This window comes from Candidatus Poriferisocius sp. (assembly GCF_965219815.1).
In the GTDB taxonomy this organism is placed as follows: Bacteria; Actinomycetota; Acidimicrobiia; order Acidimicrobiales; family Bin134; genus Poriferisocius.
This window is the reverse complement of sequence record NZ_OZ244791.1, coordinates 3,080,432-3,093,420: the sequence shown is the minus strand read 5'-3', so window position 1 is coordinate 3,093,420 and position 12,989 is coordinate 3,080,432. Positions and strand designations below refer to the sequence as shown.

The window sequence follows — 12,989 nt, the reverse complement described above, 5'->3', positions numbered from 1 at the left end:
CCCTGGGGCCTATCGGGAGGGGAAGTCTGGAGTCTAGGAGAGGTCTACCCGCTCGGTATCTGTTCCGCTGCGGAGGTGCTTGCCGGGCCGGGCGTCGGTGAACTGCCCATCTCGAGCAATCTCCTCGCCGTTGCAGAACACGTGGTCGATGCCGTCGGCCTCTCCGTACAGGCGGGGGGCGCCGGCGGGCAGGTCGGCCACCACGGTGAGGGGCTTGGCCCCCACCTGGGACTCGTCGATCACCACCACGTCGCCGTGCCAACCCTCTTGGAGCTGGCCCCGCTCCTTGAGGCCGTACAGCTGGGCCTGCACGTCGGTCATCAAATGGATGGCCTCTTCCATGGGGATGAGCTCCCGCTCTCGCATGCACTGGCCGAGCATGGACGTGGCGTAGTTGGCCGTCATGAACAGGTCGAGGTGGGCTCCGGCGTCGGAGGCGCCGATCACTGCCCGGCCGTCCCGCCAGATCTCCATGCGGGCCTTCCAGTCCCCGTTGGAGGATACCGGCGGCGGGGTGCCGAAGGAGGTCTTCAGCTCGTCGGCCACCACGATGTCGCACAGGGCATCGAACGGCTTCTTGCCTTCGTCCTCGGCGATCTGGCCCACGGTGCGGCCCCGGTACTGCTCGTTCTCGGGGGCGAACGTGTCGAAGATGATCTTGGTGGACCAGTCGGCCAATCCCTTGAGCGGTCCGGGCTGCTGGGCCAGCTCGTCGAGGCGATCGCGCTCGGCCTGGTCGGCCAACAGCGCCATCTTCTCGGCGGGCGGGGCGAGCATGGCGCCCTCCCAGTCGGGCAGGGCGTCGAGCACGAAGCCGCCGGCCATGCTGAGGCGAACCGAGAAGGCCATGGGCACGGTGAGGGCCACAACCTTGCCGCCGTTGGCCTTGGCATGATCGCTGGCCTCCAGCTTGGCGTAGCACTCGTCCAAGTTGCCCTTAGCCACGGTCATCACGTTCCAGTTGAGCTGGGTCTGGGCGGCCACCGACATGTCGGTCATCAGGTTGATGGCGGCATCGTCGAACGGGCCGACACAGGGAATCAGCTCCAACGAGGTGCCCGGGTACTCCGAGCACACCCGGGCCAGCTCCACCAGCTCCTCTCGGCTGGCGTAGCGGCTGGGCACCATGTTGCCGAACGGGTCGTTGTGGGTGCGGGCGTAGGAGGAGGAGAATCCCAGCGCGCCGGCCTCCAAACCGGCCCGGAGCAGATCCTGCATCTGCGCCAGCTCCTCGGGGGTGGCCTCCCGCTTGACGCATTCCGGCCCCATGACCACCCGGCGCAGCGCAGAGTGGCCCACCTTGAAGGCGGTGTTGATCGACAGGGTGCCGTCGAAGGCGTCGAAGTACTCGGCGGTGGAGCGCCAATTCCAGGGCACGCCGACTTGGAGCGACTCCAGGGGCATGCCCTCCACCCGGGCCAGCATCTGCATCAGATACTCACCGTCGGCGGGATCATCGGTGAGCGGCGCGATGGTGAACCCGCAGTTGCCCCCGATCACGCTGGTTACCCCGTGCAAGGGCGACGGGCTCAGCGTGGTGTCCCAGAACACCTGGGCGTCGAGATGGGTATGCACGTCGATGAAGCCGGGGCACACCGCCTTGCCAGATGCGTCCACCGTATTGGCCGCCTCTGCCGCGCTCAGATCGCCGATTGCGGAAATTCGACCTCCTTGCAGGCCCAGGTCGCCTCGATAGCGAGGGCTGCCGGTGCCGTCGACAATGTCTCCGCCCTTGATGATGGTGTCAAACATGGTTCGCCCCTTGTGCGCGCTGGTTCGCACGCTCGGCCAATAATCTAGGCGATGCCTGGGTTCGTTGGCGAAGAACCGGGCGTTGAGTGAATGGCTTGGGCTGAAGCATCGGTAAGCTTCCTGCCCATGGCTGAGATCCCCCGCATTATCTCCGTGGACGACCACGTGGTCGAGCCGCCCGACTTGTGGACCGAGCGGCTTCCCCGCAAGTACCACGACCGCTGCCCTCGGGTTGAGCGCGACAAGGCCACGTTCCACTTCGAAGGCGGGGTGTTCAGCTACGAGAAGGGGTCGCCCGACGGCACATGGGGCGACTGGTGGCTCTACGACGATCTGATCTACCCCTTCCCCAAGCTCTCGGCGGCCATCGGGTTTGAACCGCTCACCAATACCCCGGTGACATTCGACGAGATCCTGCCGGGGTGCTGGAAGCAGAAAGAGCGCCTCGAGGACATGGAGGCCAACCACGTGGAGGCGTCGATCTGCTTTCCCAACGTGCTGCCCCGGTTCTGCGGCCAGACCTTCCACGAGCGGGAGGACAAGGAGCTGGCCCTTTTGTGCGTCAAGGCCTACAACGACTGGATGATCGACGAGTGGTGTGCCGGGGACGGCAAGGGGAAGCTGATCCCGCTGACCATCATCCCGCTATGGGACGCCCACCTGGCCGCCCAGGAGATCCACCGCTGCGCCGACAAGAGCAGCTTCGCGGTGGCATTCTCCGAGAACCCCTATCACTTGGGCTTGCCGTCGATCCACGACCCCAGCGGGTTCTGGGAGCCGTTCTTCGCCGCCTGCGAGGAGACCGGGACGGTGGTGAACATGCACATCGGCTCCTCCTCGAAGATGCCGACCACGTCGCCCGACGCGCCGTTCGCGGTCAGCTCCACCATCACCTTCAGCAACGCCATGGGCTCGATGTGCGACTACATCCTCTCCGGGGTGTTCGAGCGGTATCCCGGCCTGCGGGTGGCCTACAGCGAGGGCCAGGTGGGGTGGATGCCCTATGTGATCGAGCGCATGGACAAGCTGTGGGAAGAGCGGATCAACGATGACGATGGAGAGTTCGGCGTGAACCTGCCCAACCCGCCGTCTTCTTACATCGCGGGCCACGTGTGGGGCTGCATGTTCGACGACGAGGTGGGACTGCGGAACCGCGACCTGATCGGCATGGACCAGATCACCTTCGAGGTGGACTATCCCCATGCCGACTCCACGTTCCCCCACACCAAAGAAATCGCCACCAGGATCGTGACCCAGGCCGGACTCGATGATGAGGAGGCCTACAAGCTGCTGCGGGGCAACGCCATCGAGCTGTACAGCCTGGAGAAGTACGGAATCGCCGCGTAGCCAAGCCACTCGTTTGGGGTTGCGAGCATTCCGGCAAGGGGGAGAGTCCATGGCACTGGCCGAAATGGAACCGCTGAACGTCGACGAGGAGTATCGCCTGCTAATCGGAGGCGACTGGGTGACCCCGGAGGTGGGCACCTACGAGATCGTCGATCCCAACACCACCCAGGTGATCGGCCATGCTCCCGAGGCGTCCGTCTCCCAGGTGAACGACGCTGCCGCCGCGGCCAAGGCGGCCCTGCCGGGCTGGCGGGACACGCCGATGGCCGAGCGGTGTGCCCTCTTGGGCCGGGCCGCTGACCTGATCGATGAGCGGATCGGTGCCCTGACCGGGCTGCTTCAGGGGGAGACCGGGGCCACCATCAACATCACCGAGGCGGTGCAGCTACCCGCGTGCGGTGACCGGTTCCGCCAGTACGAGATTCCGGTGGACCTGGACGAGTCAATGGCGCCGTACCCGGTGGAGGCCAACCCTCTGGGGCCGGGGGGCTTGGCCGGAGCCCATGTCATCCGCCAGCCGGTGGGGGTGGTGGCCTGCATCACCTCGTACAACTTCCCGCTGGTCAACGTGTCGGGCAAGGTCGCCCCGGCGCTGGCTATGGGCAACACGGTGGTGATCAAGCCGGCGCCTCAGGATCCTCTGGCCATGATCAAGGTGGTGGAGATCATCGAGGAGGCCGGATTTCCCCCCGGCGTGGTCAACATCATCACCGGTTCGGGGGCCGCGGCGGGAGCCGGACTCGTGGGATCGCCCGACGTGAACATGGTGAGCTTCACCGGTTCGTCCGCGGTGGGGGTCAAGATCATGAGGGCCGGAGCAGCCACCATGAAGCGCCTGCTCATGGAGCTGGGCGGCAAGGGGGCCTGCGTGCTCACCGACGACTGCAACGTGGACGCCGCGGTGGGGGCCATCGCCTCGGTATGGGGGCTCCACAGCGGGCAGATCTGCACCGCGCCCACCCGGGTTATCGTCCACCGCTCCCGCTACGACGAGCTGGTGGACAAGCTGACCGCGGTAGCGGGGATGCTCAAGGTGGGCGACGCGCTCGACCGGGAGACGATCGTCGGCCCGGTCATCACCGAGCGCCACCGCAACCGGGTGGAGCACTTCATCGCCAGCGGTGTGGCCGACGGGGCCGCTATGTTGTGCGGCGGGTCGCGACCGGACTTGCCCGGCTACTTTGTGGCCCCAACCTTGCTGGCTGACTGCGAGCCAGACATGCGGGTGGTGACCGAGGAGATCTTCGGGCCGGTGGTGGCGGTGATGCCCCACGACGGCGACGACCACGCGGTGGAGCTGGCTAACAGCAGCCGCTACGGCCTGTTCAGCTACGTGTTCGCCGACAGCCCCGCCCGAGCCTTCGAGATCGGCCAGCGCATCCAATCGGGCAACGTCGGCATCAACTCACTGGCCCCCCACGTCCACGCCCCCTTCGGCGGCTTCAAGATGAGCGGCATCGGCCGCGACCGAGGCGTCTTCGGCCTCCACGCCTACAGCGAACTCCAAGCCCTCAGCTGGGTGTCTAGCTAGCTTCTCTTCGATGGCACACTGATTGGCGTGGTTGAGGAGCCCCTTGGCGGGGGGATTGCGAACGCTGGGCAGGTAGTCCGGGTCGGTCCGCATGTTCTTCGCCCGTCAAACCCTCACTCAGGTTCGATTCACGCTTTTCTTCGCGCGGTGAGACGTACCGGATTTGAGGGCGTTCCCGAACCGGTTGGCATTGATGGCGATGGCCGCGAACGGCTCGTGTTTATCGAAGGCGAAGTTCCGATACCGCCATATCAGGGGTGGAGCCAGTCGGATATCGCTTTGGCATCCATGGCCGAACTACTGCGCGGCTTTCACGACTCCGCCAAGGGCTTCGACCCTACGGATTTCACTTGGAACGACAGCTTGGCGGACCCGGCGGGCGGGACGGTGGTATGTCACAACGACGTGTGCCCGGAGAACGTTGTATTTCGCGATGGCGTCGCCATTGCCTTGCTCGACTTTGAGTTCGCGGCTCCTGGACGCCCTGTCTTCGACTTGGCCCAACTGGCCCGGTTGTGTGTGCCGATAGAGAACGACTTCGACCAAGCCCGCCTCGGGTGGCAGCCGGCTGATCGGCCAGCGCGGCTGCGGCTGGTTGCCGATGCCTACGGTCTAGGCCGAGACGGACGTAAGGAACTGCTGAGCACCATCGACCTCGCCCTCACCCGCGGCGAGGAGTTCGTCCGCCGCAGAGTGGATTCCGGTGACCCCAACTTCGTCGAAATGTGGAACCAGACCGACGGCCCCGAGCGCTACCACCGCCGACACCGCTGGTGGAACGACAACCACCACAATTTCGCTACTGCCCTCCGCTAAGGACCCATCCGGGGGTTTGAGCTTTTTCTAAATCGGGCGGTGGCCGCCGGGGTAGGGGGTGGTGGCGTCGAGGGTCATGACGGTGAGGCCTAGTTCGTCGAGCAGCGAGAGGCTTGACAGGATCTCGCCGCAGCGGTCGATGGGGCAGTCGCAGAGGGCCACTGCTGCTTCCACCATGGCCTCCATTGACTCAATCTGGTCGGGGCGGAGAATGTTCCCTACCAATTCATCGGCCCCCTCGGACAACACCGCGGCTTGGGGCTCGATGGTGTTGATGCGGATGTTGCGGGGGTGCAGTTCCACGGCCAGTGCGCTGGTCATGCGGTTCAGGGCCGCTTTGGTAGTGCCGTAGAACCCGAACACGCCTTTCACGCCATCAGAGGGGAACGGCGGGCCGACGGCCAGGTTGGCGGTGGCGCTGGAGAGATTCACGATCCAGCCCTCTCCGGAGGCTTCCATGTCGGGCAGCACCGCGTCGATCAGGTCGTGGGGACCCAGCAGGTTGATCTCCAGCATGAGGCGGCGCCGCTTCAGCGGATAGCCAACCATGGGCTGGTAAATGGCCGCGGCGGCGTTGTTGACCAGAATGTCGATTGGTCCCAGCGCCTCTCGAGCCTGGTGCACGATGGTCGCTCGGCTTTCGGCATCGGCCAAGTCGGCCTGGATGGCGATGTGGGTGCCGGAATGGGCGTTGAGCTCGGCCAGGGTCTCGTTGAGCGACCCGGACAGGGTGGGATGGGAATCCAGTGTTCGGGCGGTGATGGCCACATTGGCCCCTTCGGCAGCCAGTCGCTTGGCGATGCCCCTGCCGATGCCCCGGCTGGCTCCTGTGACGATGGCATTTTTGCCCTCGAATCGCTTCATGGCCAGCATCCTAAGGTCACAGGCATTCACACTTCGCAGTGAGGCGCTTCCAACTGCCCGGTCTCTGGCCGCCGGTACTAGGGTCGCCACTCATGTTGAGTGAAGGAACGAAGGCTCCAGAGTTCACTGCGCCGGATCAGGATGGGAACGATCTGTCGCTGGCTGATCTGCGGGGGAATTGGGTGGCGTTTTGGTGGTATCCGAAGGCTTCTACCAAGGGTTGAACGGTTCAGGGACAGGGATTCCGTGATCGAATCTCTGAGTTTGAGGCCCTGAACGCCGTAGTGGTGGGGGCATCGTTCGACTCCGTGGAGGACCAGAAGGGCTTTGTGGATGGCGAGAGCTTCCCGTTCGCGCTGATCTCCGACCCCGACCGGGCTGTCGGGCGGGCCTATGACGCCGAGAGGGCTGAGGGCGAGCCTTACTTTGAATATGGGCTGCCCCGGCGGATCAGCTACCTGATCTCACCCGACGGCATGGTGGCCAAGGCCTATGACCTTGAGGGTCAGGACTTGGCTGAGCACGCCGCCGTGATTATCGGCGACATCAAGGCGCTGAGCTAAGGGCTTAACGCCAAGGGCTCCGAGGGGCCAGCTAGAACTCGATGACCCAGCGGCCTCGAGTGCCCCCGGCCTCCAAGCGGGCGTGAGCCTCTGAGGCGTTCTCCATGGGAACGGTGCCGGCCACCCGCAGGGACACCTGGCCGTCTTCGGCCTGTTGGCGAAGGCGGTCGAGGCGGGCGTAGTCCTTGTCGTATGCGAACACCCAGGTGATGTGAAACTGGATGCCTCGCTCTTCGTTGCCCGGCCATCCCCGCACCGAGGCGAAGCCTCCGCCGTCGCGCACCGCGGCCACCAGCGGCTCCATCTGCACCGACCCATCGGCCAGGCCGTCCACGCCGTCGGGGGCGTGCTCTCGGATGCGGTCGGCCACGTCGTCGCCCCGGCGCACAATCACGTCGGCGCCGAAGGAGGCCACCAACTCCTCGTCGGCCTCGGAGGAGTCGGCGATCACCCGCAGGCCGTCGGCCTTGGCCAGCTCCACCATGTAGCCGCCGTAGCACCCGGCCGCCCCGGTGACCGCCAGCGTCTGCCCGGGCTGGAGGTTGAGCTGGTCGAGGCTGAGCCGGGCGGTGAGGCCGTTCATGGGCAGGGTGCTGGCCTCGGCGAACGATGAGCCAGCTGGCATCCGGGCCACAGATTCCGCCGACAGCACCACATATTCGGAGTAGGCCCCGTGCGATCCCATGGGCACCACCATGGCCATCACATGATCGCCCACTAGTAGGTCGGTCTGGGCGCCATCTCCGATCTGGTCCAGAACTCCGGCCACGTCCATGCCCGGGATATAAGGCGGCGGACCGGTCTTGGCCTGCTGCTCGGCCCGAGTGCCGGCCCTCACATGGGTGTCGGTGGGGCTGACCGCGGTTGCCCGCACCCGAATCCTCACCTGGCCGGGACCGGCCTCCGGCGTGGGCAACTCCACAACCTCCAGGGCCTCCGGCCCGCCGTACTCTATGACTCCAACTGCTCGCATGGCCGACAGGCTACCCGGCTCCTGGCTGACCGCCTGTGCTCAGCTCTGGGCGCGGGCGGCCACCACGTCGGTGAAGTCCACGAACGAGCGCAGAGTGTGGCCCCCGTCAACGGTGATGAACTGGCCGGTGGTGAAGCTCGACTCCGGGCCGGCCAGATAGCGGATGGCCCCGGCAATGTCGTCGGGGCGGCCGATGCGCTGGAGGGGCTGCTGGTCGAGGTACTGGGCCACTACCGAATCGTTGTTCACCAGACCCTGGGTAGTGTCGGTTGCGGTCAGCCCTGGGCGCACCGCGTTGACCCGGACGCCGAGGCCGCCCAACTCGTCTGCGGCCACCCGAACCAGGGCGTCCACGCCAGCTTTGCCCGCGCAGTATGGGGCCAAGAAGCGGCACGACTGGATGGCCGCGGTGGACGACACCGCCACGATGGCGCCGCCTCCGGCGTCGGCCATGTGCTTTCCGGCGTGCTTGATCATGATGAACGGCACCACCACGTTGAAGCTGACCGTCTCCGCCACTTGCTCGGGCTCGTAGTCGAGCACCGCGGCCATAGCACCCCCGCCGGGGACCGAAACCGCCATGTCGAGCCGCCCGGTGGGCTCGGCAGCCAGCGCCACCGCAGCCAGGACTTGATCGCTGTCGGTGGCGTCGCAGGCCGTCCAGCGGATCGAGCCGCCTGCTTCTGCGGCCAGCGGTCCGAGCTCGTCGGAAACCTCTTGGAGATGGCCCGCGTTGCGGCTGGCGATCACCACATGGGCGCCATCCGCCACCAGAAGCCGGGCGGTGGATCGGCCGATGCCGCCGGCACCCCCGGTGACCAGGGCGGCCATACCGGCCAGCGGCAGATTCTCAGACGGGTTGCTCATAGGTCGGCTACTCCTTCGCGCACCGCAGTACACAGCAGTTCGGTATGGCGATGGGCCAAGTCGTCGGGCATGCCGGCGATGCTGGTCCAGCAGTAGGCCTCCACCATGGGGATGCCCTCCGACAAGCGGCCCAAATGGGCTATGGCCTCGTGGGGGGTAAACACCTCCATCGGGGAGATGACCCCCATGGTGCTGCGCCGCTCCCGCAGCTTCTCCACCGTGAGGGGGCTGGGAGTCCTGCCGGTGCCCGATGCCCCCGCGGCCCGGTAGGTGTTGAGCTGCCAGGCCAGGTGGGGGAGGATGCGCTCGTAGGCTTCCTCGGGGTCGTCGGCCACCACCATGCTCACCACCCCGGCCATCTGGGCGATGCCCGGGTCGTGACCCCCCTCGGTCAGGCCCTCGGCATACGGCTCTAGCGAGGTCGGGTTGATCGACAGCAGGCCGCAGCCCAGACGTCCGGCTCGGCGGGCGCCTTGAGGCCCGTTGTAGCCCAACCAGATGGGGAAGGGGTTCTGCACCGCCGGCGGGGTGACGACGCCGCCGTCCATCAACTCCCGCACCTCCCGCACCCGCTGGTCGGTGGTGGTGTAGCGCTTGGACAGATCGGCCCCGTAGGCCTCGAACTCGTCGTACACGTAGCCCGCGCCCAGCCCCAGGTCGATCCGGCCGTTGCTGATCTGGTCGGCCACCGCGGCCTCCTCGGCGATCTGCGGAGCGAGACGAAGCGGAGCCAGCAACACCGCGGTTCCGATCCTGACGCGCTCGGTGCGGGCCGCCACCGCGGCGGCGAAGGTAAGGGGCTGGGGCAGATAGCCGTCTTCGAAGAAGTGGTGCTCGCTGAGCCACACCGAGTCGGCCCCCCACTCCTCGGCTTGGACGGCCAGTTCCAGCGACTGCCGGTAGAAGTCGGGCCAGGGCTTTTGCCAGTCGGGTGGGTTCCGCAGGTCCATGTAGATGCCGATGCGCATGGCCCGACCCTACTGATCTTGCGCTGCTCTACTCGTCTTGGGTGGCGGGGGGCATCCAGTCGGGCCAGTGGTCGGCCAGGGTGAGCGACCATTGCGGGGCGCGCTTCTCCAGAAAGGCCATGACCCCCTCGGTGGCGTCGGGTTGGCCCATGACGTGGAGGTGGATGCGGCGCTCCAACTCGTTGATCACCCCTTGGTCCCCAGGTGAGGTAGCCCACAGCAGGCGCTTGCTGAGGGCGACAGACACCGGGGCCACGTTGACGGCGATGTCTCTGGCGGTCTCCAAGGCGGTGGGCAATACCTCATCGGCAGGCAGGGCGGCGGTGGCCAGGCCCATTTGGGCAGCCTCTTCGCCGGTGTACATCTTGCCGGTGAGCAGAATCTCCAATGCCTTGGCGTGCCCCACGGTGCGGGGCAGGGTCCAGTGGGACCGGAAGTCGGGAAGCACTCCTCGGCGGTTCTGCACAATGCCCCAGCGGGCGTCGGCGGCGATGTAGCGGATATCGCATTGAAGGGCCATAGTCATGCCCAGGCCCACTGCATGGCCGTTGATGGCGGCGATGACCGGCTTGCGCACGTCCCAGGGGTGGAACTCCAGGGCGTCAGAGCGGAAGCTGTCGGGGCTGGGGGTACCGAACACTCCCGGCCCGCCGGAAAAGTCGGCCCCTGCGCAGAACGCGCGGCCGGCGCCGGTCATAACCACCGCCCGCACCTCCTCGTCGCCATCGCTGCGGCGCAGGGCGTCGGCAAGCTCGGTGCCCATCAGCGTGCTGAAGGCGTTGAGCTTCTCGGGACGGTTCAGCGTGATCACCGCCACCCGGTCGTCCACCGAATAGGCGATGTCTTGGTAGTGGTCAGTCACTGGTCCTGGTATCTCCTCAAGGCCCGGGGGATGGTGACCACGCCCGCGCCGGCGATCACCACCGCTGCGATGGTCGGAATCCACATCCATGCCGGGGGCACGTCCAGCTCGAAGAAATTCCGCGCCCATGGCCACACCATCACGATCAGATACGACCCGCCCATGGCCGCGGCCAGGCCGACCTTCCACGGCCGCAGCGGCCGGCTGATCACCACCAATATCACCAGGCCCACTCCCAGCAGGGTGAACGTGGCCACGGTGCGCGCCTCCGGCAGGGTGACTTCGTCGTGGCGGCGGGCAATCTCGTAGACGAAGAACGATGCCACCGCGGCCAGCACCCCGGCGGGGACGGAGAACCGCAGCACCCGGGCCAAGAATCCAGGACGGATCAGCTCGGTGCTGGGGGCCAAGGCCAAGAACAGCCCGGGCACGCCGATGGAGAAGGTGCCCACCAGGGTGAGATGGCGCGGGAGGAACGGGTATTCCACGGTGAAGATGCCCACCAGCACGGTGAGCAGCACGGCGTAGGCCGCCTTGGTCACGAACAAGTTGGCCACCCGCTCCACGTTGTTAATCACCTTGCGCCCCTGGGCCAGCACCTCGGGCAGGGTGGCGAACGAGTTGTCGAGCAGCACCAGTTGGGCCACCGCCCGGGTGGAGGCCGAGCCGCTGCCCATGGCGATGCCCATGTCGGCGTTCTTCAGGGCCAGCACGTCGTTCACGCCGTCGCCGGTCATGGCCACGGTATGGCCCCTCGACTGGAGCGCTCCCACCATGGCCTGTTTCTGCTGGGGGGTGACCCGGCCGAACACCGCATTGTCGGCCAGGGCGGCGGCCATCTCGTCGGTGTCTTCGGGCAACTCCCGAGCGTCCATGTGGTTGTGGGCGTTGGGGATGCCGGCCCGCTGGGCCACCGCGGCCACCGTGGCGGTGTGGTCGCCGGAGATCACTTTGAGGTTCACTCCTTGCTCCCGGAAGAAGGCCAGGATCTCGGGGGCATCGGGGCGGATGGTGTCCTCCAGCAAGATCAGGGCCAGCGGTGTCCGGCTCTCGGGCAGGGTCTCATCGGCCAGCGGCTCAGGGCTTCGGGCCAAAAGCAAAGTGCGCCGTCCTGCTTCGGCGTGGACCGCCACCTGGTCCATCACGGCGGGGAGGTCGCCGGCGATTACGTCGGGGGCCCCGAAATAGAAGGCGCCGTGGCTGCGGAACTCCATAGCCGACCACTTGCGGGCGCTGGAGAAGGGGGTGGTTCCCACCGGTGTCCAGCCACCAGTGTCGCCGTCACTGTCGTCGGGCGCGGGATAGGCGTCTCGCACCGCCAGCATTGTGGCATTGGGGGCCTCGTCGGCGTGGGCCATGGCCCCTAAGGCGGTGGCCACCAAGGCGGGATCGACACCGGGCAGCGCTTCCACATCGCCGAAGCTGATGTGCCCGGTGGTGATGGTGCCGGTCTTGTCCAAGCACAGCACGTCGGTGCGGGCCAGCAATTCCACGGTGGCCAGCTCTTTGGCCAGCGCCCGGCGGCGGGCCAGAGCGACCACCCCAGCCACAAAGGAGAGGCTGGTGAGCAGCACCAGCCCGTCGGGGACCATGGCCACCGCGGCGGCCACCGTGCCCTGAAGCGCGTTCTGCCAGCGGTCCTCGGTGTCGAGCAGCACCAGGATGAGCAGGGCAGAAGCGGGCGGAATGATGATGATCAGCCAGCGCAGCACGGTGTCGATGCCTCGGCGTAGCTCGCTGTTGACCAGGGTGAACCGTTTGGCCTCCTCCGACAGCGAGCTGGCGTACGACTCCGCGCCGATGCGGGTGGCCTGGTAGCGGCCGCTGCCTGCGGCCACAAAGCTGCCCGACAGCAACTCGTCGCCGGGCTCCTTCTCGATGGGATCGGCTTCTCCGGTGAGCAGCGACTCGTCGGCCTCCAGGCCGGAGGTGGTGAGCACGACGCCGTCCACCACTACTTGGTCGCCGGGGGTCAGCTCTAGCACTTCGTCGGCTACTACTTCGCTGACGCCGACCTCGGTGACCTCGGCGTCGCGCACCACCCGGGCTTTGGGGGCGCTGAGCACCGCCAGCTTGTCCAGCTCGCGCTTCGCCCGGATCTCCTGGGCCACTCCGATGACGGCGTTGGACACCACCACCCCCACGAACAGCCCGTCTCGGGGGAACCCGGCCACCAAGATGGCGGCGAACAGGGCCAGCATGATCCCGTTCACCGGGGAGAACACGTTGGCCCGCAGAATCTGGGGCAGCGTGCGCACCGGGGCGTCAGGCACTTGATTGGTGCGTTCGGCGGCCACCCGTTCGGCCACCTGCTCGGCCGACAGTCCCCGCGTCGGGTCGATTTCGGTGGCCGAGGCTGCGGCGGTGTCAGGAGCCATCAGGCTCCGAAGTTACCGGCTGGGAATCGAAACAAGAGGATTGGCCATCGGCCAGGCCGGCAGCCCAA

General features: G+C 66.7%; 11 protein-coding genes. 4 read left to right on the top strand and 7 right to left on the bottom strand.

All coding sequences use genetic code 11. From position 1 onward, the window contains the following. Positions 1-33 precede the first annotated feature (33 nt). Complete coding sequence (locus tag ACOQPI_RS14875; RefSeq protein ID WP_420620402.1) at positions 34-1,752, bottom strand: N-acyl-D-amino-acid deacylase family protein; 1,719 nt, start codon at positions 1,750-1,752, stop codon at positions 34-36. Between the two features lie 126 nt (positions 1,753-1,878). Between ACOQPI_RS14875 and ACOQPI_RS14870 the strand changes: the two genes are divergently transcribed. The 3 genes from ACOQPI_RS14870 to ACOQPI_RS14860 all read left to right on the top strand — a co-directional run bounded on the left by ACOQPI_RS14870 (position 1,879) and on the right by ACOQPI_RS14860 (position 5,446). Further along, a complete protein-coding gene (locus ACOQPI_RS14870; RefSeq protein ID WP_420620401.1) occupies positions 1,879-3,099 on the top strand; it encodes an amidohydrolase family protein in 1,221 nt (406 codons plus the stop codon). Positions 3,100-3,148: 49 nt separating this feature from the next. Continuing rightward, positions 3,149-4,630: an aldehyde dehydrogenase family protein gene (locus tag ACOQPI_RS14865; RefSeq protein WP_420620400.1), complete on the top strand. Its 1,482-nt coding sequence runs from the start codon at positions 3,149-3,151 to the stop codon at positions 4,628-4,630. A gap of 147 nt (positions 4,631-4,777) precedes the next feature. Continuing rightward, positions 4,778-5,446, top strand: coding sequence for a phosphotransferase (locus ACOQPI_RS14860; RefSeq protein ID WP_420620399.1), 669 nt, complete (start codon positions 4,778-4,780; stop codon positions 5,444-5,446). A gap of 27 nt (positions 5,447-5,473) precedes the next feature. On the opposite strand, the gene ACOQPI_RS14855 is transcribed toward ACOQPI_RS14860, so the two are convergent. Further along, on the bottom strand, positions 5,474-6,310 hold the full coding sequence (locus ACOQPI_RS14855) for an SDR family NAD(P)-dependent oxidoreductase (protein WP_420620398.1): 837 nt from the start codon (positions 6,308-6,310) through the stop codon (positions 5,474-5,476). Between the two features lie 92 nt (positions 6,311-6,402). On the opposite strand from ACOQPI_RS14855, the gene ACOQPI_RS14850 reads away from it, so the two are divergent. After that, the gene (locus ACOQPI_RS14850) at positions 6,403-6,873 is read left to right on the top strand and encodes a peroxiredoxin (protein WP_420620397.1); all 471 of its coding nucleotides are present in this window, start codon (positions 6,403-6,405) and stop codon (positions 6,871-6,873) included. Between the two features lie 31 nt (positions 6,874-6,904). On the opposite strand, the gene ACOQPI_RS14845 is transcribed toward ACOQPI_RS14850, so the two are convergent. Genes ACOQPI_RS14845 through ACOQPI_RS14825 form a run of 5 tightly spaced genes read right to left on the bottom strand, consistent with a single transcriptional unit; the run spans position 6,905 to position 12,921 of the window. Further along, positions 6,905-7,846: an NADP-dependent oxidoreductase gene (locus ACOQPI_RS14845; RefSeq protein WP_420620396.1), complete on the bottom strand. Its 942-nt coding sequence runs from the start codon at positions 7,844-7,846 to the stop codon at positions 6,905-6,907. A gap of 39 nt (positions 7,847-7,885) precedes the next feature. Then, a complete protein-coding gene (locus ACOQPI_RS14840) occupies positions 7,886-8,713 on the bottom strand; it encodes an SDR family NAD(P)-dependent oxidoreductase (RefSeq protein ID WP_420620395.1) in 828 nt (275 codons plus the stop codon). Beyond that, positions 8,710-9,681, bottom strand: a complete 972-nt coding sequence (locus ACOQPI_RS14835) for an LLM class flavin-dependent oxidoreductase (RefSeq protein ID WP_420620394.1) — start codon at positions 9,679-9,681, stop codon at positions 8,710-8,712. The genes ACOQPI_RS14840 and ACOQPI_RS14835 overlap by 4 nt, the downstream gene beginning before the upstream one ends. Positions 9,682-9,709: 28 nt before the next feature. Next, on the bottom strand, positions 9,710-10,543 hold the full coding sequence (locus ACOQPI_RS14830; RefSeq protein ID WP_420620393.1) for an enoyl-CoA hydratase-related protein: 834 nt from the start codon (positions 10,541-10,543) through the stop codon (positions 9,710-9,712). Beyond that, positions 10,540-12,921 (bottom strand): HAD-IC family P-type ATPase, encoded by a 2,382-nt coding sequence (locus ACOQPI_RS14825; RefSeq protein ID WP_420620392.1) that lies wholly within the window; start codon positions 12,919-12,921, stop codon positions 10,540-10,542. Before ACOQPI_RS14825 ends, ACOQPI_RS14830 begins: the two co-directional genes overlap by 4 nt. Between the last annotated feature and the right edge of the window lie 68 nt (positions 12,922-12,989).

Coding starts and splice junctions, on each gene's coding strand:
- ACOQPI_RS14855 (WP_420620398.1), bottom strand. CDS start 6,310: ATGAAGCGATTCGAGGGCAAAAATGCCATCGTCACAGGAGCCAGCCGG.
- ACOQPI_RS14870 (WP_420620401.1), top strand. CDS start 1,879: ATGGCTGAGATCCCCCGCATTATCTCCGTGGACGACCACGTGGTCGAG.
- ACOQPI_RS14875 (WP_420620402.1), bottom strand. CDS start 1,752: ATGTTTGACACCATCATCAAGGGCGGAGACATTGTCGACGGCACCGGC.
- ACOQPI_RS14835 (WP_420620394.1), bottom strand. CDS start 9,681: ATGCGCATCGGCATCTACATGGACCTGCGGAACCCACCCGACTGGCAA.
- ACOQPI_RS14865 (WP_420620400.1), top strand. CDS start 3,149: ATGGCACTGGCCGAAATGGAACCGCTGAACGTCGACGAGGAGTATCGC.
- ACOQPI_RS14845 (WP_420620396.1), bottom strand. CDS start 7,846: ATGCGAGCAGTTGGAGTCATAGAGTACGGCGGGCCGGAGGCCCTGGAG.
- ACOQPI_RS14825 (WP_420620392.1), bottom strand. CDS start 12,921: ATGGCTCCTGACACCGCCGCAGCCTCGGCCACCGAAATCGACCCGACG.
- ACOQPI_RS14840 (WP_420620395.1), bottom strand. CDS start 8,713: ATGAGCAACCCGTCTGAGAATCTGCCGCTGGCCGGTATGGCCGCCCTG.